The organism is Pseudomonas sp. Z1-12 (genome assembly GCF_051132015.1).
Classification (GTDB): Bacteria; Pseudomonadota; Gammaproteobacteria; order Pseudomonadales; family Pseudomonadaceae; genus Aquipseudomonas; species Aquipseudomonas zanjanensis.
In genome coordinates this window covers 1220009-1237194 of the sequence record NZ_CP071647.1, presented here as the reverse complement: position 1 = coordinate 1237194, position 17186 = coordinate 1220009, and the positions used below count along the sequence as shown (strand labels likewise).

The window sequence follows — 17186 nt, the reverse complement described above, 5'->3', positions numbered from 1 at the left end:
TGGCAATAAACAAACTGCCGCAAAATGCGGCAGATTCGCAATTCAGCGAAGCGTTACAGACGACCCAGATCGTTGACGAGGGCAAGCAACATGACCCCGACCACCAAGCTGATACCGATCTGTATCCCCCAACCTTGCACCCGATCCGACAAGGGACGACCACGCGCCCACTCGATCAGATAAAACAGCAGATGCCCCCCATCCAGTACCGGGATGGGCAGCAAATTCAGAACCCCCAGGCTAATGCTCAGATAAGCAAGGAAATTCAGGAAATCAGCGACGCCCGACTGGGCAGAAGCGCCCGCCACTTTAGCAATGGTTATCGGTCCACTCAAGTTTTTTACCGAGAGCTCGCCGAACAACATTTTCTTGAGCGAGTCCAGCGTCAGGATGCTCATGGTCCAGGTACGACGCGCACCCTCGCCAATCGCCGCCACAGGGCCGAAACTGACCTCGCGGATCATTTCCGGTGGCCAGTCGACCGCCTTGACGCCCGCCCCCAGGTAACCGGTCGGCGCCTTGCTTTCGCCACGGGCGGCCAGGGTCACCGGGACGTCGATTGGAGCACCGTCGCGCTCGATGCGCAGCATAATCTTGGTATCAGGACGTACACGAACCGAATCGACCACCTGCTGCCAGTCGCTGACCGGCTGGCCATCGAGGGCCAGTAACCGATCGCCGGTCTTCAGGCCGGCAGCCTGGGCCGGGCCTTTCGGGTCGAGCTCGGCGAGAACCGGTGGCAACGCCGGACGCCAAGGCTTGATCCCCAGGGAACGGATCGGATCCGGCTCGTCGGCGCCCTTGAGCCAGTTGTCCAGGATCAGTTCGCGCGGCGAATCCACCGTGGAACCCTGCTCGCGCACCATTAACTGCAACGAACCGCTCTCACCCAGGCGACGTACCAGCTGCAGGTTGACCGCCGCCCAGCCCGATGTCTGCTCGCCATCGATCGCGACGATTTCCTGCCCGGCACCCAGCCCGGCACGAGCGGCAACGCTGCCAGCCTCTACGCCACCGATGACCGGACGCACCTGCTCGCTACCCAGCATCGCAAGGCCCCAGAAAAACACCAAGGCCAGCAGGAAGTTGGCAATCGGTCCCGCCGCGACGATGGCGATACGCTGACGGACGGTCTTGCGATTGAAGGATTGGTCGAGTTGATCGGCCGGGACTTCGCCTTCGCGCTCGTCGAGCATCTTGACGTAGCCGCCCAGCGGGATAGCCGCCACGACGAACTCGGTGCCTTGCTTGTCGTGCCAACGCAGCAATGGCATGCCAAAGCCCACGGAAAAACGCAGGACCTTGACGCCACAGCGACGCGCGACCCAGAAATGACCGAATTCGTGAAAGGTGACCAACACCCCCAGCGCAACCAGGGTGCCGACAATCATATAGAGCGCGCTCATCTGTTTTCTCCGCAATCCTGTCCAGGGCAACCCTGGCTAACGTATCGCAGCTTCAACGCCCGTGGCGCTGCAGCCATTGGCCCGCCAACTCACGAGCCCTGGCATCCGCCGTGAATACCGTATCGAGGTCCTCGACCGAAACCACGGCTTCGAGGTTCAAGACTTCCTCGATGATACTCGCGATCTCGAGATAACGGACACGTCCATCGAGAAACGCGGCAACGGCCACCTCATTGGCAGCGTTAAGCATGGCCGGTGCACTGTTGCCCGCCTCGGCCGCCTGGCGCGCCAGGCGCAGGCAGGGGAAGCGCTGCTCATCGGGCGCCTGGAAATCCAGGCGCGCGATGGCGAACAAATCCAGCGGCGCAACGCCCGAGTCGATGCGCTCCGGCCAGGCCAAGGCGTTGGCGATCGGCGTGCGCATGTCCGGGTTGCCCAACTGGGCCAGCACCGAACCGTCGACGTAGTCCACCAGGGAGTGAATCACGCTCTGGGGGTGAATCACCACCTCGACCTGCGCCGGCTTGGCATCGAACAGCCAGCAGGCCTCGATCAGCTCCAGCCCCTTGTTCATCATGCTGGCCGAATCCACCGAGATCTTGCGCCCCATGGACCAGTTCGGGTGCGCACAGGCCTGCTCGGGTGAAACATGCACCAATTCTTCCAGCGGCGTCTGCCGGAACGGACCACCGGAGGCCGTCAGCAAAATCCGCCGAACCCCTACCGCGCCGAGACCACGGGAAAAATCCTGCGGCATGCACTGAAAAATCGCATTGTGTTCGCTGTCGATGGGCAGCAACACCGAGCCGCTTTTGCGTACAGCCTGCATGAACAGCGCGCCGGACATCACCAGCGCTTCTTTATTGGCCAGCAGGATCTTCTTGCCGGCTTCCACCGCCGCCAGCGTCGGACGCAAGCCCGCCGCACCGACGATCGCCGCCATCACGGCGTCGACTTCGGGGTCGGAAGCCACTTGGCAGAGCCCCTCCTCCCCTACCAACACGCGGGTTTGCAAGCCGGCTGCGCGCAGATCGTCCTGCAACGCCCGCGCCACGCCAGCCTCAGGCACCACGGCAAACCGCGGGGTGTGGCGAATGCACAACGCCAGCAATTCACTCAGGCGCGTGAAGCCACTGAGGGCAAACACCTGGTAGCGCTCCGGATGCCGACCGATGACGTCAAGCGTACTCAGGCCAATCGAACCGGTCGCGCCAAGAACAGTGATCTGCTGGGGGCGACTCACGATGCCGCCATCCACAACAGCACCGCAAAGATCGGGATCGCCGCCGTCAGGCTGTCGATGCGATCCAGCACGCCACCGTGACCGGGCAACAGGTTACTGCTGTCCTTGATCCCGGATTGACGCTTGAACATGCTTTCGGTCAGGTCGCCGACCACCGACACAAATACGATCAGGGCCGCGCCAATAAGGCCCATGAACAGTTGCGCGACCGTCCAGTCCCGTACGAAGCCGACCACCGTGGTGATCACCAGGCTCAGGACCAGGCCACCATAGACCCCTTCCCAGCTCTTGCCGGGACTGACTTTCGGCGCCAGCTTGCGCTTGCCGAAGGCCTTGCCGGAGAAGTAGGCCCCGACATCAGCGCCCCAGACCAACACCATCACGGCCATGATCTGCCAGTTGCCCAGCGGACCTTGCTTGATCCAGATCAGACCCTGCCAGGCCGGCAGCAGGATCAACAGGCCGATGACCAGCTTGGTCGCCGCGTTGGCCCAGTGATGCGTGGTCCGTGGGTAGGTCAGGACCAGGAAGGTCGCCGTCGCCCACCACAGCACCGCAGCACCCAGCACCCAAGGCGCGAGGCCGGGCACGACGTACATGATGAACAGCATGGCCGCCACGGCCGCTGCGTAGGCCACCCGCGCCGACTGTGCAGGAAAACCCGCCAGCCGCGCCCACTCCCATGCGCCCAGGGTCACGACCAGCCCGATGAACAGCGCAAAACCGGCGCCTTCGAGCAGGAAGAAACCACCCAGTGCGATGGGCAACAGGATCAAGGCAGTGATGATTCGTTGTTTAAGCATTAAATCCGGGCTCCAGCTTCGATCTGCTCGCTCGTTTTACCGAAACGACGCTGACGGGAAGCGAAATCGGCCAATGCGGTGCGCATGGCTTCGTGTTTGAAGTCCGGCCAGAACAGGTCGGAGAAGTACAGCTCGGCATAAGCCAATTGCCAGAGCAGGAAGTTGCTGATGCGATGATCGCCACCGGTCCGGATGCACAGGTCCGGCAACGGCAGGTCACCGGTCGCCAGGCACGTCTGTAACAGTTCAGGGGTGATGTCTTCTGGACGCAAGTGCCCGGCCTGGACTTCCCGCGCCAGCCGCTGCGCAGCCTGGGCAATGTCCCATTGGCCACCATAGTTGGCGGCGATTTGCAGGACGAACCGATTGGCACCCGCCGTCGCGGCTTCGGCTTCACGCATCGCAGCCTGCAATTCAGGATGGAAGCGCGAGCGATCACCGATGATGCGCAAGCTGATCTTGTTATCGCTGAGGCGCTTGGCCTCGCGACGCAGGGCCTTGAGGAACAGGTCCATCAAGGCGCTGACTTCATCGGCCGGGCGCTGCCAGTTCTCGCTGGAGAAGGCGAACAGGGTCAGCACCTCGACCCCTGCCTCGGCGCACACCTCGATGACCGCACGAACAGCGTCGACCCCCGCCTTGTGCCCGGCGACGCCAGGCATAAAGCGTTTCTTGGCCCAGCGGTTGTTGCCGTCCATGATGATCGCCACGTGGCGCGGCACCGCGAACGGCACGGCCTGCTTGGTCTTTTCCATGAAAACGAGACCCTTATACGGCCATCAGGTCTTTTTCTTTCTCGTCCGTGGCCTTGGTGATCTGGGCCTCGGATTCCTTGGTCAGCTTATCGATATCAGCGATGGCACGACGCTCTTCGTCTTCACTGATTTCCTTATCCTTGACCAACTTCTTCAGCTCACCCAACGCGTCACGACGGATATTGCGCACAGCAACACGCGCATCTTCCGCTGCGCTACGGGCTTGCTTGGTGAAGCCTTTGCGCGTTTCCTCGGTGAGGGCCGGCATCGGGATCAGCAGCAGTTCCCCCAGGTTAGTTGGGTTGAGGTTCAGGCCGGCGCTCTGGATCGCCTTGTCTACGGCAGCGAGCATGTTGCGCTCGAAAGCCACGACCTGCAGGGTGCGCGAGTCTTTCACGGTGACGTTGGCAACGCTGCTCAGCGGTGTGTCAGTGCCGTAGTAAGGCACCATGACGCTGCCGAGGATGCTGGGGTGAGCCTTGCCGGTACGAATCTGGCCGAATGCGTGGTTCAGGGAGTCCAGGGATTTCTGCATGCGCTCTTGAGCGTCTTTTTTGATTTCATTGATCATTGTTGAGCTTCCTCGATCAGTGTTCCTTCGGCGCCGCCATGGACGATATTCAGCAGGGCGCCAGGCTTGTTCATGTTAAAGACGCGCAGCGGCATCTTGTGGTCGCGGCACAGGCAGATAGCCGTCAGGTCCATGACACCCAGCTTGCGATCCAGCACTTCATCGTAGGTCAGATGATCGAACTTCTCGGCATGCGGGTCCTTGAACGGGTCAGCGGTATACACGCCGTCGACCTTGGTTGCCTTGAGCACGACATCGGCATCGATCTCGATCGCTCTCAGGCAGGCGGCCGAATCCGTGGTGAAGAACGGATTACCGGTACCGGCGGCAAAAATCACCACTTCCTTGGAATTGAGGTGGCGCATGGCTTTGCGGCGGTCGTAGTGATCGGTCACGCCAACCATGGAAATGGCCGACATCACGATGGCCGAGATATTGGCACGCTCCAGCGCGTCGCGCATAGCCAGGGCGTTCATCACAGTGGCCAGCATGCCCATGTGGTCGCCCGTGACCCGGTCCATGCCGGCCGCGCTCAGCGCTGCGCCGCGGAACAGGTTGCCGCCGCCGATGACCAGGCCGACCTGAACGCCGATCCCGACCAGCTGGCCCACTTCCAGGGCCATGCGATCCAGCACTTTCGGATCGATCCCGAACTCTTCCGAGCCCATCAGGGCCTCGCCGCTAAGCTTGAGTAGAATGCGTTTATAGCGAGCCTGATAACCACTGCCCTGCTGAGCCATTGCGAATCTCTCCTGCGGCGTATTTTCAAAATTCTTTGCAGACTGTTTTCAGCCTGCGTTCACTCTAGCTTGACGCTGACACAGCGCCATCGGAACACGGCTTTGTAAGCCAGTTCCGACAGGAAACCAATATAAATCGGCATCCTCATCCAAAAAGAGGCTGCGCGCGTTAAGCGGGCAGCCTCTTCTGGGCGACAGTTATACAAACTGTCTTATTGCTTGCTGGCAGCCAGCTGAGCAGCCACTTCTTCAGCGAAGTTGTCTACTGGCTTCTCGATGCCTTCGCCCACTTTGAAGTAAGTGAAGGAAACGATTTCAGCGCCGCCTTTCTTGGCCAGTTCACCGACCTTGATTTCAGGGTTCTTGACGAACGCCTGCTCAACCAGACTGGCTTCAGCCAGGAACTTGGTGATACGACCGGCAACCATTTTTTCAACGATTTCGGCAGGCTTGCCTTTGATCTTGTCTTCGTTGAGCTGCATGAACACGGCTTTTTCGCGCTCGATGGCATCAGCGGAAACTTCCGACGGCAGCAGGAACTCAGGGTTGCTGGCAGCGACGTGCATTGCGATGTCCTTGGCCAGCTCGACGTTGCCGCCTTTGAGGGCCACAACAACACCGATCTTGTTGCCGTGCAGGTAAGAACCGACAACATCACCTTCAACACGAACCAGACGACGGATGTTGACGTTTTCGCCTACTTTGGCAACCAGGGCCTCACGAGCCGATTCCTGAGCGGCGATCAGCGGAGCTGCGTCGGTCAGTTTGTCGGCGAATGCTTTTTCGACGCTGGCGGCAACGAATGCCTTGAAGTCGTCTTGCAGGGCCAGGAAGTCAGTCTGCGAGTTGACTTCGATGATAACGGCAGCTTTACCGTCATCCTTGATACCGATAGCGCCTTCAGCGGCAATGTTGCCAGCTTTCTTGGCAGCCTTGATGGCGCCCGAAGCACGCATGTCATCAATGGCTTTTTCGATGTCGCCGCCAGCCTTGGTCAAGGCTTTCTTGCAATCCATCATGCCTTCGCCGGTACGCTCGCGCAGTTCTTTGACCAACGCTGCAGTAATCTCTGCCATTTCAAAATCCTCTTGGATAGGTTTTCAACCATTCCACCCGATCGAACGGGCGATCAATTCTTCCTGGAAAACCACTGCTTATAGGCCACGGCAGGTTACAAACAAGTCACTGCGCTGGCGGCAAATGGTTTTCGAGGTGGCAAAAAGGGGGCCAAGCCCCCTTTTTGCTTACTGAGTCAACGCCAGGGGCGTCGATTACTCAGCGGCTGCTGCCGGAGCTTCTTCAGCGAAGACTTCGGTGCCGCCGTTAACATTGTTGCGACCACGGATTACAGCGTCAGCCATCGAACCCATGTACAGCTGGATGGCGCGGATGGCGTCATCGTTGCCTGGGATGATGTAGTCAACGCCTTCCGGGCTGCTGTTGGTGTCGACAACGCCGATGACCGGGATACCGAGCTTGTTGGCTTCGGTGATCGCGATGCGCTCGTGGTCAACGTCGATCACGAACAGTGCGTCAGGCAGACCGCCCATGTCCTTGATACCGCCCAGGGAGCGGTCCAGCTTCTCAAGATCGCGAGTGCGCATCAGCGCTTCTTTCTTGGTCAGCTTGGCGAAAGTACCGTCTTCGGACTGGACTTCAAGGTCACGCAGACGCTTGATGGAAGCGCGAATGGTCTTGAAGTTGGTCAGCATGCCGCCCAACCAGCGGTGATCGACGTACGGCGAACCGCAACGTGCTGCTTCTTCAGCAACGATCTTGCCAGCGGAACGCTTGGTGCCGACGAACAGAATCTTGTTTTTGCCCTGGGCCAGGCGCTCTACGAAGGTCAGTGCTTCGTTGAACATCGGCAGGGTTTTTTCAAGGTTGATGATGTGGATCTTGTTACGCGCGCCGAAAATGTACTTGCCCATTTTCGGGTTCCAGTAACGGGTCTGGTGACCGAAGTGCACACCGGCCTTCAGCATATCGCGCATGTTGACTTGGGACATGATAGTTCCTTGATAAGTCGGGTTTGGCCTCCACGTATCCCAATGACCAACCAGCGGCTATATAAGCCGAAGGCACCCAGGTCATCGTGTCGACACGTGTGTGGATTTAAGCTTACGGGGTCATCCCCGGAAAGCGGCGCATTTTATACCACAGCAAGGGCGAAAACGGAACACGGATTCTGAAATCCCGGTGAAGCGCCCCTGCCAAAGCCCTTTCATGGGCCATGGATGCACACCCTTATAGAGAGAAGCGATGCATGTGGGCGCGGATTTGCGCTGATCGTCTGTTAGAATCGCCTCTTTCAGGGCCACGCGAGTCATCATCCGCCGCCCATTTCGTTTTGAACAGCGCCGTCGGGCGCAGAGAGAGCCTGTATGACCGTTACCCTCAAGACGCCCGAGGACATCGCCAAAATGCGTGTCGCCGGCAAACTCGCCGCCGAAGTGCTGGAGATGATCGCCGACTACGTCAAGCCGGGCGTGACCACCGAAGAGCTGGACCGCATCTGCCACGACTACATCGTCAACGAGCAGAAAGCCATCCCCGCCCCGCTCAACTATAAAGGCTTCCCGAAGTCGATCTGCACGTCGATCAACCACGTGGTCTGCCACGGCATCCCCAACGAAAAACCGTTGAAGGATGGCGACACCCTGAACATCGACGTCACCGTCATCAAGGACGGCTATCACGGCGACACCAGCCGCATGTTCCATGTCGGCAACGTACCGGAGTGGGCCCAGCGCCTGTCCAAGGTCACCCAGGAATGCATGTACATGGCCATCGAACTGGTGAAACCGGGCTGCCGCCTGGGCGACATCGGCGAAGTGATCCAGAAGCATGCGCAGAAGAACGGTTTCTCGGTGGTGCGCGAGTTCTGCGGCCACGGCATCGGCAAGGTGTTCCACGAAGAACCGCAGATCCTGCACTACGGCCGCGCCGGCACCGGCATGGAACTGCAGGCGGGCATGACCTTCACCATCGAGCCGATGATCAACCAGGGCCGCGCCGACACCAAGGTGCTGGGCGACGGCTGGACCGCCATCACCAAGGACCGCAAGTTGTCGGCCCAGTGGGAACACACCCTGCTGGTCACCGAGACCGGCTACGAAATCTTCACCCTGCGCAGCGATGACACCATCGCGCGCGTTTCCGCCTGATCCGTACCCAGCCTATAGATCCAACAGATATAGATAGAAAGGAAAGCCATTCAATGCCGCAGGTGGATCCCGAACTCTTCGACCGCGGCCAGTTCCAGGCTGAACTGGCCCTGAAGGCAAGCCCCATCTCGGCATTCAAGAAGGCCATCCGCCAGGCCCACGAAGTGCTCGACCAGCGCTTTCGCAATGGCCGGGACATTCGTCGGCTGATCGAGGACCGCGCCTGGTTTGTCGATAACATCCTGCAAAAGGCCTGGGAGCAGTTCGATTGGAGCGAGGATGCCGACATCGCCCTGGTGGCGGTGGGCGGCTATGGGCGCGGCGAGCTGCACCCCTACTCCGACATCGACCTGCTGATCCTGCTGGACAGCGCCGATCATGAAATTTTCCGCGACTCCATCGAGCGCTTCCTGACGCTGTTGTGGGACATCGGCCTGGAAGTCGGCCAAAGCGTGCGTTCGGTGCAGGAATGCGCCGACGAGGCCCGCGCCGACCTGACAGTGATCACCAACCTGATGGAAAGCCGCACCGTTGCCGGCCCCGAGCACCTGCGCCAGCGCATGCTCGATGTCACCAGCACGGCGCACATGTGGCCAAGCAAGGACTTTTTCCTGGCCAAGCACGCCGAGCAGAAGGCCCGTCACCACAAGTACAACGACACCGAATACAACCTGGAACCCAACGTCAAGGGCTCGCCCGGCGGGCTGCGGGACATCCAGACGATCCTGTGGGTCGCCCGCCGCCAGTACGGCACGCTGAACCTGCGCGCCCTGGCCGGGGAAGGTTTCCTGGTGGAAAGCGAAAACGCCTTGCTGGCCTCGTCCCAGGAATTCCTGTGGAAGGTCCGCTACGCCCTGCACATGCTCGCCGGGCGCTCCGAGGACCGCCTGCTGTTCGATCACCAGCGCTCCATCGCCGGACTGCTGGGTTTCGAGGGGCAGGACGCCAAGCAGTCCATCGAAAACTTCATGCAGCAGTACTACCGGGTAGTGATGAGCATCGCCCAGCTCAGCGAACTGATCATCCAGCACTTCGAGGAAGTCATCCTCGCCCCCGAGGATGAAGAACCGCCGCTGCCGATCAACTCACGTTTTCAGTTGCACGACGGCTACATCGAAGCGCGTAACGCCAACGTGTTTCGCCGCACGCCCTTCGCCATGCTCGAGATTTTCGTGCTCATGGCCCAGCAGCCGGAAATCAAGGGTGTACGCGCCGATACCATCCGCCTGCTGCGGGAAAACCGTCATCTGATCGATGAAGATTTCCGTCACGACATCCGCAACACCAGCCTGTTCATCGAGCTGTTCAAATGCAAGATCGGCGTGCACCGCAACCTGCGCCGGATGAACCGCTACGGGATCCTCGGGCGCTACCTGCCGGAGTTCGGCTTCATCGTCGGGCAGATGCAGCACGACCTGTTCCACATTTATACGGTCGATGCCCACACGTTGAACCTGATCAAGCACCTGCGTAAGTTGCAGTACACCCAGGTGTCGGAGAAATTCCCACTGGCCAGCAAGCTCATGGGCAAGCTGCCCAAGCCCGAGCTGATCTACATGGCCGGGCTGTACCACGACATCGGCAAGGGCCGCCAGGGCGATCACTCCGAGATCGGCGCGGTGGACGCCGAGGCGTTCTGCCAGCGCCATCAACTGCCCCTGTGGGACAGCCGGCTGATTGTCTGGCTGGTGCAGAACCATTTGGTGATGTCGACCACCGCCCAGCGCAAGGACTTGTCCGATCCGCAGGTCATCCATGACTTCGCCCAGACCGTTGGCGACGAAATCCGCCTGGATTATCTCTATGTGCTGACCGTCGCCGATATCAACGCCACCAATCCGACCCTGTGGAACTCCTGGCGCGCCAGCCTGTTGCGCCAGCTCTACACCGAGACCAAGCGGGCCTTGCGCCGCGGCCTGGAAAACCCGGTGGACCGCGAAGAGCAGATCCGTCGTACCCAAAGCGCAGCCCTGGACATCCTGGTCCGCGGCGGCACCGACCCGGACGATGTCGAGCAGCTCTGGTCGCAATTGGGCGATGATTACTTCCTGCGCCACACCGCCGGCGACGTGGCCTGGCATAGCGACGCGATCCTGCAGCAACCGGCCGATGGCGGGCCGCTGGTGCTGATCAAGGAAACCACCCAGCGTGAGTTCGAGGGCGGTACGCAGATCTTCATCTATGCCCCGGACCAGCACGACTTCTTCGCGGTGACGGTGGCGGCGATGGACCAGCTCAACCTCAACATTCATGACGCCCGGGTCATTACGTCCACCAGTCAATTCACCCTCGACACCTACATCGTGCTCGACACCGACGGCGACTCGATTGGCGACAACCCGGCGCGGGTCAAGCAGATTCGCGACGGTCTCACCGAGGCCCTGCGCAACCCGGCGGACTACCCGACCATCATCCAGCGCCGGGTGCCGCGCCAGCTCAAGCATTTCGCCTTTGCGCCCCAGGTGACGATCCACAACGACGCCCAGCGCCAGGTCACGGTGTTGGAACTCAGCGCGCCGGATCGCCCGGGCCTGCTGGCGCGGGTCGGCCATATCTTCCTGGAGTTCGACCTGTCGCTGCAAAACGCCAAGATCGCCACCCTCGGCGAACGGGTGGAAGACGTATTTTTCATTACCGACGCTCACAACCAGCCGTTGTCCGATCCGCAGCTGTGCAGCCGCTTGCAGGAAGCGATCGTGCAGCACTTGAGCGTCAACCAGGAACCTGATGCCCACCTGACACGCATCAGTATCTGAATCAACAAATTTCCCCCTGTGGGAGCGAGCTTGCTCGCGATGGCGTCGGAACATCCAGATTGATGTTGCCTGAGCCACCGCTATCGCGAGCAAGCTCGCTCCCACAAGGACCGCGCCCACATTGACGAGGCCCTCAATGAACAACGCTCTGAACCAGCTCCAGCCCTACCCGTTCGAAAAACTCCGCGCCCTGCTCGGCAGCGTCACGCCCAACCCGGACAAGCGCCCAATCGCTCTGTCCATCGGCGAGCCCAAGCATCGCTCGCCAAGCTTCGTGGCCGAGGCCCTGGCCAGCAATCTGGAAAAGATGGCCGTGTACCCGACTACCCTCGGCATCCCGGAGCTGCGCGAAGCCATCACTGGTTGGTGCGAGCGCCGCTTCAACGTGCCGAACGGCTGGCTCGACCCAGCGCGCCACGTGCTGCCGGTCAATGGCACCCGTGAGGCCCTGTTCGCCTTCACCCAGACCGTGGTCAACCGGGGCGACGATGCCTTGGTGGTCAGCCCGAACCCGTTCTACCAGATCTACGAAGGCGCGGCGTTCCTGGCCGGGGCCAAGCCACACTACTTGCCGTGCCTGGACGCGAACGGCTTCAACCCGGATTTCGATGCCGTTTCGCCGGACGTCTGGAAACGCTGCCAGATCCTGTTCCTGTGCTCTCCGGGCAACCCGACCGGTGCGCTGATCCCGGTGGACGTGCTGAAGAAGCTCATCGCCCTGGCTGACGAATATGACTTCGTCATCGCCTCGGACGAGTGCTACAGCGAATTGTATTTTGACGAACAGACCCCGCCGCCGGGGCTGCTCACCGCTTGCGTCGAACTCGGTCGCAAGGACTTCAAGCGCTGCGTGGTCTTCCACAGCCTCTCCAAGCGCTCCAACCTGCCAGGCCTGCGCTCCGGTTTCGTGGCCGGCGACGCGGACATCCTCAAGGGCTTCCTGCTGTATCGCACCTACCACGGCTGCGCGATGCCGGTCCAAACCCAACTGGCAAGCATTGCCGCGTGGAACGACGAAGTGCACGTGCGCGCCAACCGCGCGCTGTACCGTGAGAAATTCGACGCCGTGCTGGAAATCCTCAGCCCGGTGCTGGACGTGCAACGTCCCGATGGCAGCTTCTATCTGTGGCCGAACGTGGCGGGCGACGACGCAGCGTTTTGCCGTGACCTGTTCGAACAGGAGCACGTGACCGTCGTGCCGGGTTCGTACCTCTCCCGCGACGTGGACGGCGTCAACCCAGGCGCCGGCCGCGTGCGCATGGCCCTGGTCGCGCCATTGGCAGAATGCGTGGAAGCGGCGGAGCGGATCCGGGCGTTCATCCAGCGCCGGGGTTGATGGGTATCTCGATGTAAAGCGGACCGCTGTTGTGGCGAGGGAGCTTGCTCCCGCTGGGCTGCGTAGCAGCCCCAACAGCAGCATCCGCACCATCCCCCTGTACAAATCCTCAGTAATATCCGGGTTGCGCAATGCACCTATTTCGGTACACTCCGTTCATGGTTGATATTGCCCCCATACTGAACGTACGTTTCTTCCGCACCGACGCCGGGAATGAGCCCGTTGGCGAATGGCTGACTGACCTGCCTCGCGAGCATAGACGGATGATCGGGACTGACATCAAAACCGTTCAGATTGGTTGGCCTATAGGTATGCCGGTGGTTCGCAAGCTGGACACTGGGCTATGGGAGGTCAGGATTGACCTTGGAGATACCATCGCCCGCGTTCTCTTCACTGTGGTGGGCTCTGACATGGTTCTGCTCCACGCTTTCATAAAGAAAAGTCAGAAGACTCCAGCCACCGACATGGCAACCGCCAAGCAGCGCAAAGCAAGACTATGAGGCACAGCAAATGAACAAGCACATCGGATCTGATTTTGACGACTTCCTCGCCGAGCAAGGTATCGCCGAAGAAGTTTCCGCAGCTGCGCTCAAGCGCGTTATTGCCTGGCAGATTGCCGAAGCAATGAAGCTTCAGAAAGTGACCAAAAAGGCCTTGGCACAGCGGATGCACACCAGTCGCACTGCTGTTGATCGTGCGCTGGATCAGAACGATGCGGGAATGACGCTGGCTACACTTGCCAGCGCAGCGCGTGCGTTGGGTCAGAGGGTGGAAGTACGGTTGGTGCCTGAGCAGGAAGAAGCTCACGCATAAGCGCTGTTGCCTCAGCGCTGTTGTGGCGAGGGAGCTTGCTCCCGCTGGGCCGCGTAGCGGCCCCAAAGCAATCAACTCAATCTGCCTGACATATCGCGCTGCCCGGTTTCAGGGCCGCTTCGCAGCCCAGCGGGAGCAAGCTCCCTCGCCACAGGGGCTAGGTGTCGCCCCCCATATCTGTAAACACCACAAATACCCTGTGGGAGCGAGCTTGCTCGCGAAAGCGGTGGTTCAGCTTGCATTCATGTTGGATGGGCCTACGTCTTCGCGAGCAAGCTCGCTCCCACAGTGGGTAGGTGTTGTCACAACACCTGTGATCGACACCAAGTCCTGTGGGAGCAAAGCTTGCTCGCGATGAGGCCGGCACTTATTCCATCAAGTCCGAAGCTCTACCCGATCCAGGCACTTGTTCGCCAACAACATCCCCAACTCAATCATCTGCGCCACCCCCAACGCTACATGCCGTCGCGAGCCGTCCTGATCGAAGGCAAGGTCATTGAGCATCGCATTGGCCGAAGCCAGGGTTTCGCTGAGGTTGGCCAGCAACACTTCGGTGTCGATACCGTCAGCCACAGTGAATAACTGTACTGAAGGCTTGGGTTCTGACTTGCTGTCGTCATCAGGCTTGAGATATTGATCCAGCACACGGTCAGCTGCCTCTTGCAGCTTTTCGGGGGCGTAATCGCCGTAAGGGAAAGTGGAGGCTGGCTTTGGAGGATTAGGCGTATCTTTGATCATGTTATTGCTCCTAGAGAATTGGGAGCCGCCACCGAGTCTTCTCACGGACCGGAGGGTGGCAGCCGTACGCGGGGTGAGAATCCGAGACTCTAGGAATCCGGCCATGCCGAAGCATGCCCGCGCACGGCCGCCATAACATAATGCGCAGACGAAAAAGCGCCTGCACTTTATATGGTCGACGCCAGCGCGCCTAGAGGAGTTCGGATTCTCACGTCCGGCCGCTGAATTGGCAGCGACACCCAGAGGCTAGAGCCCTCGCTTCCGACGGACAACCTTAAAAACTTGTCGGAAACTTCGGCGCGTCTGACAGACGACAATCTGTCTGCTCAGACAAGAAAAGACATAAAACGTACCGCGAACGCCAAGTCTTTGATTTCGCTAACGTTGTACATCGACAGACCTCATTTAACCCTGTTACGAGGGTTCAAGCTGGCTTGAATTCGCTATCGCCGGTAGCCATAATCGACCCCGTCACCAGCGAGAGCTGGCAGGAGTCTGGGTCCCTCTCGGGGTTGACCCAGCGGCGCAGAAAGGGCGAAGCAAGCTCAACTGCGTGTCGATTGAAGCCGCCTTCGGGCGGCTTTGCTTTTTCATGAGGATAAGGAATGCCTCTTTATTACCATCCCAAGCAAGGTGATGTTCTTCTTTGCGACTTCACGCGGGGCTTTGTTGCGCCTGAAATGTTGAAAATCCGCAAGGTGGTAGTGATCTCCCCCACTGCCACACATAGTCGCAAGCTTTGTACCGTGGTACCGATTTCCTCCACAACGCCACAGACTCAGCAGGACTGGCATCACCTGCTCCGCACCAATCCCCTCCAGTCCGATGGCTACAAAGAACTGTGGGTAAAGTGCGACATGATCTATACCGTGAGTTTTGAACGTCTGGATAAGCTACACAGAAAGACTCGATCCAAGGGTCGAGAGTACTTTGTTCCTCGCCTGGGCTCTGAAGACATGCAAGGCGTGATCACCGGTGTGAAGGCTTACCTTCCGCTCTGACCCAGCCTCTAATGATCAACTCCAGATTTCACCTCGATCCGAACGCAATAAGCGTTACACATCCGGCAACAGCTCGCCGTTGAAGTGCCATATTAACCGCCTAGCATGGGTCTGGCCGTTGTAGCAATGTCGCAACGACTCCATGTGGGAGCGAGCTTGCTCGCGATAGCGGTGTATCAGCCGACATCAATGTTAGGTGTAAGACCGCCATCGCGAGCAAGCTCGCTCCCACAGGTTTTGCAGCGCATCAACCTGGGCCGCCGCGAAACCGTCCGGTCATGGCATAATCCTTCACCTTTTATTTCCAGCACCTGCAAAGGGGGCAGTTCCTTGACCGATTCAAGCAAAACGTTGCACCTTTTCGGCATCAAAGCCTGTGACACGATGAAAAAGGCGCGCACCTGGCTCGATGATCACGCTGTGCACTACGATTTTCATGACTACAAGAGCGCCGGCATCGACCGTGAGCACCTGACCCAATGGTGCGACGAGCATGGCTGGCAAGTGGTGTTGAACCGTGCCGGTACGACCTTTCGCAAACTCGACGACGAACGCAAAGCCGATCTCGACCAGACGAAAGCCATCGAACTGATGCTCGCCCAACCCTCGATGATCAAGCGCCCGGTGCTCGATCTCGGTGACCGAACCCTGATTGGCTTCAAGCCAGATATTTATGCGGCAGAGATCAAGTAAGCCTGCCCAGTCCATTTTGTAGAGGTAATTTCATGTCCACTACCCTGTTCAGCCTGGCCTTCGGCGTCGGCACCCAAAACCGTGAAGGCGCCTGGCTGGAGGTGTTCTACGCACAGCCGATGCTCAAGCCGTCGGCTGAGATCGTTGCCGCTATCGCGCCGATCCTGGGCTACAGCGAAGGCAACCAGGCCATCACCTTCACCACCGCCCAGGCCTCGCAGTTGGCTGAGGCACTCCGGAACGTCGATGCCGCGCAAGCCAAGCTGCTGACCCGCCTGGCCGAAAGCCACAAGCCACTGGTCGCCACCTTGTTGGCCGAAGATGCCCAACTGAGCTCCACGCCTGAGGCCTACCTCAAGCTGCACCTGCTGTCCCATCGCCTGGTCAAGCCCCACGGCCTGAACCTGGCCGGCATTTTCCCGCTGCTGCCGAACGTGGCCTGGACCAGCCAGGGCGCGATCGACCTGGCCGAACTGGCCGAGCACCAGCTCGAAGCCCGCCTGCGCGGCGAGCTGCTGGAAGTATTCTCGGTGGATAAATTCCCGAAAATGACCGACTACGTGGTCCCGGCCGGCGTGCGTATCGCCGATGCCGCGCGTCTGCGCCTGGGCGCCTATGTGGGCGAAGGCACCACCGTCATGCACGAAGGTTTCGTCAACTTCAACGCCGGCACCGAAGGCCCGGGCATGATCGAAGGCCGTGTCTCGGCGGGCGTGTTCGTCGGCAAAGGCTCGGACCTGGGCGGCGGTTGCTCGACCATGGGCACCCTGTCGGGCGGCGGCAACATTGTGATCAAGGTGGGCGAAGGCTGCCTGATCGGCGCCAACGCCGGCATCGGTATCCCGCTGGGCGACCGCAACACCGTGGAGTCGGGCCTGTACGTGACCGCCGGCACCAAAGTGAAGCTGCTGGACGAAAACAACCAGCTGGTGAAAGTGGTCAAGGCCCGCGACCTGGCCGGCCAGCCCGACCTGTTGTTCCGCCGCAACTCCGAAACCGGTGCAGTGGAATGCAAGACGCATAAGTCGGCCATCGAGCTGAACGAAGCATTGCACGCACACAACTAAGCTTCACTCCCTCACCTGTGGGGGCGAGCTTTTTTTGTGGGAGCGAGCTTGCTCGCGATGAACGATGACACGGTCTCGCTGTAAACCGTGTCGCTGC

17 protein-coding genes are annotated in these 17186 nt (G+C 60.0%); 8 read left to right on the top strand and 9 right to left on the bottom strand.

Going from position 1 to position 17186, the window contains the following annotated elements; translation table 11 throughout:
* Positions 1-53: 53 nt before the first annotated feature.
* The 8 genes from rseP to rpsB form a co-directional block, all read right to left on the bottom strand.
* Positions 54-1406, bottom strand: coding sequence for a sigma E protease regulator RseP (gene rseP, locus J3P85_RS05365; RefSeq protein WP_434705132.1), 1353 nt, complete (start codon positions 1404-1406; stop codon positions 54-56).
* 52 nt (positions 1407-1458) lie between these two features.
* The gene (gene ispC, locus J3P85_RS05360; protein ID WP_411386606.1) at positions 1459-2649 is read right to left on the bottom strand and encodes a 1-deoxy-D-xylulose-5-phosphate reductoisomerase; all 1191 of its coding nucleotides are present in this window, start codon (positions 2647-2649) and stop codon (positions 1459-1461) included.
* On the bottom strand, positions 2646-3452 hold the full coding sequence (locus tag J3P85_RS05355; protein ID WP_186728923.1) for a phosphatidate cytidylyltransferase: 807 nt from the start codon (positions 3450-3452) through the stop codon (positions 2646-2648). The genes ispC and J3P85_RS05355 overlap by 4 nt, the downstream gene beginning before the upstream one ends.
* Positions 3452-4207, bottom strand: a complete 756-nt coding sequence (uppS, locus tag J3P85_RS05350) for a polyprenyl diphosphate synthase (RefSeq protein ID WP_186705497.1) — start codon at positions 4205-4207, stop codon at positions 3452-3454. Before uppS ends, J3P85_RS05355 begins: the two co-directional genes overlap by 1 nt.
* Before the next feature lie 13 nt (positions 4208-4220).
* The gene (frr, locus tag J3P85_RS05345) at positions 4221-4778 is read right to left on the bottom strand and encodes a ribosome recycling factor (RefSeq protein WP_060739001.1); all 558 of its coding nucleotides are present in this window, start codon (positions 4776-4778) and stop codon (positions 4221-4223) included.
* On the bottom strand, positions 4775-5518 hold the full coding sequence (pyrH, locus tag J3P85_RS05340; protein ID WP_186705496.1) for a UMP kinase: 744 nt from the start codon (positions 5516-5518) through the stop codon (positions 4775-4777). Before pyrH ends, frr begins: the two co-directional genes overlap by 4 nt.
* A gap of 212 nt (positions 5519-5730) precedes the next feature.
* On the bottom strand, positions 5731-6594 hold the full coding sequence (gene tsf, locus J3P85_RS05335; protein ID WP_024619613.1) for a translation elongation factor Ts: 864 nt from the start codon (positions 6592-6594) through the stop codon (positions 5731-5733).
* A gap of 195 nt (positions 6595-6789) precedes the next feature.
* A complete protein-coding gene (gene rpsB / locus J3P85_RS05330; protein WP_003198231.1) occupies positions 6790-7527 on the bottom strand; it encodes a 30S ribosomal protein S2 in 738 nt (245 codons plus the stop codon).
* A gap of 375 nt (positions 7528-7902) precedes the next feature.
* Between rpsB and map the strand changes: the two genes are divergently transcribed.
* The 5 genes from map (at position 7903) to J3P85_RS05305 (ending at position 13590) form a co-directional block, all read left to right on the top strand.
* Positions 7903-8685, top strand: coding sequence for a type I methionyl aminopeptidase (map, locus tag J3P85_RS05325; protein ID WP_053118843.1), 783 nt, complete (start codon positions 7903-7905; stop codon positions 8683-8685).
* Positions 8686-8738: 53 nt separating this feature from the next.
* On the top strand, positions 8739-11441 hold the full coding sequence (locus tag J3P85_RS05320) for a [protein-PII] uridylyltransferase (RefSeq protein ID WP_411386605.1): 2703 nt from the start codon (positions 8739-8741) through the stop codon (positions 11439-11441).
* 136 nt (positions 11442-11577) lie between these two features.
* Positions 11578-12777, top strand: a complete 1200-nt coding sequence (gene dapC, locus J3P85_RS05315; RefSeq protein WP_181289171.1) for a succinyldiaminopimelate transaminase — start codon at positions 11578-11580, stop codon at positions 12775-12777.
* Positions 12778-12935: 158 nt separating this feature from the next.
* Complete coding sequence (locus J3P85_RS05310; protein WP_434705131.1) at positions 12936-13277, top strand: type II toxin-antitoxin system RelE/ParE family toxin; 342 nt, start codon at positions 12936-12938, stop codon at positions 13275-13277.
* A 10-nt stretch (positions 13278-13287) separates the two neighbouring features.
* Positions 13288-13590: an XRE family transcriptional regulator gene (locus J3P85_RS05305; protein ID WP_057448352.1), complete on the top strand. Its 303-nt coding sequence runs from the start codon at positions 13288-13290 to the stop codon at positions 13588-13590.
* Between the two features lie 375 nt (positions 13591-13965).
* Here J3P85_RS05305 and J3P85_RS05300 read toward each other — a convergent pair whose 3' ends face one another.
* Positions 13966-14328 (bottom strand): DUF6124 family protein, encoded by a 363-nt coding sequence (locus J3P85_RS05300; protein WP_434609816.1) that lies wholly within the window; start codon positions 14326-14328, stop codon positions 13966-13968.
* 605 nt (positions 14329-14933) lie between these two features.
* On the opposite strand from J3P85_RS05300, the gene J3P85_RS05295 reads away from it, so the two are divergent.
* The 3 genes from J3P85_RS05295 to dapD all read left to right on the top strand — a co-directional run bounded on the left by J3P85_RS05295 (position 14934) and on the right by dapD (position 17089).
* On the top strand, positions 14934-15329 hold the full coding sequence (locus J3P85_RS05295) for a type II toxin-antitoxin system PemK/MazF family toxin (RefSeq protein ID WP_434705130.1): 396 nt from the start codon (positions 14934-14936) through the stop codon (positions 15327-15329).
* Between the two features lie 384 nt (positions 15330-15713).
* The gene (locus J3P85_RS05290; RefSeq protein ID WP_250965972.1) at positions 15714-16022 is read left to right on the top strand and encodes an arsenate reductase; all 309 of its coding nucleotides are present in this window, start codon (positions 15714-15716) and stop codon (positions 16020-16022) included.
* Positions 16023-16054: 32 nt separating this feature from the next.
* A complete protein-coding gene (gene dapD / locus J3P85_RS05285; protein ID WP_186705492.1) occupies positions 16055-17089 on the top strand; it encodes a 2,3,4,5-tetrahydropyridine-2,6-dicarboxylate N-succinyltransferase in 1035 nt (344 codons plus the stop codon).
* Positions 17090-17186: the final 97 nt, after the last annotated feature.

Coding starts and splice junctions, on each gene's coding strand:
- uppS (WP_186705497.1), bottom strand. CDS start 4,207: ATGGAAAAGACCAAGCAGGCCGTGCCGTTCGCGGTGCCGCGCCACGTG.
- J3P85_RS05295 (WP_434705130.1), top strand. CDS start 14,934: ATGCCTCTTTATTACCATCCCAAGCAAGGTGATGTTCTTCTTTGCGAC.
- dapD (WP_186705492.1), top strand. CDS start 16,055: ATGTCCACTACCCTGTTCAGCCTGGCCTTCGGCGTCGGCACCCAAAAC.
- pyrH (WP_186705496.1), bottom strand. CDS start 5,518: ATGGCTCAGCAGGGCAGTGGTTATCAGGCTCGCTATAAACGCATTCTA.
- J3P85_RS05305 (WP_057448352.1), top strand. CDS start 13,288: ATGAACAAGCACATCGGATCTGATTTTGACGACTTCCTCGCCGAGCAA.
- J3P85_RS05310 (WP_434705131.1), top strand. CDS start 12,936: ATGGTTGATATTGCCCCCATACTGAACGTACGTTTCTTCCGCACCGAC.
- J3P85_RS05320 (WP_411386605.1), top strand. CDS start 8,739: ATGCCGCAGGTGGATCCCGAACTCTTCGACCGCGGCCAGTTCCAGGCT.
- J3P85_RS05300 (WP_434609816.1), bottom strand. CDS start 14,328: ATGATCAAAGATACGCCTAATCCTCCAAAGCCAGCCTCCACTTTCCCT.
- J3P85_RS05290 (WP_250965972.1), top strand. CDS start 15,714: ATGAAAAAGGCGCGCACCTGGCTCGATGATCACGCTGTGCACTACGAT.
- rpsB (WP_003198231.1), bottom strand. CDS start 7,527: ATGTCCCAAGTCAACATGCGCGATATGCTGAAGGCCGGTGTGCACTTC.
- dapC (WP_181289171.1), top strand. CDS start 11,578: ATGAACAACGCTCTGAACCAGCTCCAGCCCTACCCGTTCGAAAAACTC.
- map (WP_053118843.1), top strand. CDS start 7,903: ATGACCGTTACCCTCAAGACGCCCGAGGACATCGCCAAAATGCGTGTC.
- rseP (WP_434705132.1), bottom strand. CDS start 1,406: ATGAGCGCGCTCTATATGATTGTCGGCACCCTGGTTGCGCTGGGGGTG.
- frr (WP_060739001.1), bottom strand. CDS start 4,778: ATGATCAATGAAATCAAAAAAGACGCTCAAGAGCGCATGCAGAAATCC.
- J3P85_RS05355 (WP_186728923.1), bottom strand. CDS start 3,452: ATGCTTAAACAACGAATCATCACTGCCTTGATCCTGTTGCCCATCGCA.
- tsf (WP_024619613.1), bottom strand. CDS start 6,594: ATGGCAGAGATTACTGCAGCGTTGGTCAAAGAACTGCGCGAGCGTACC.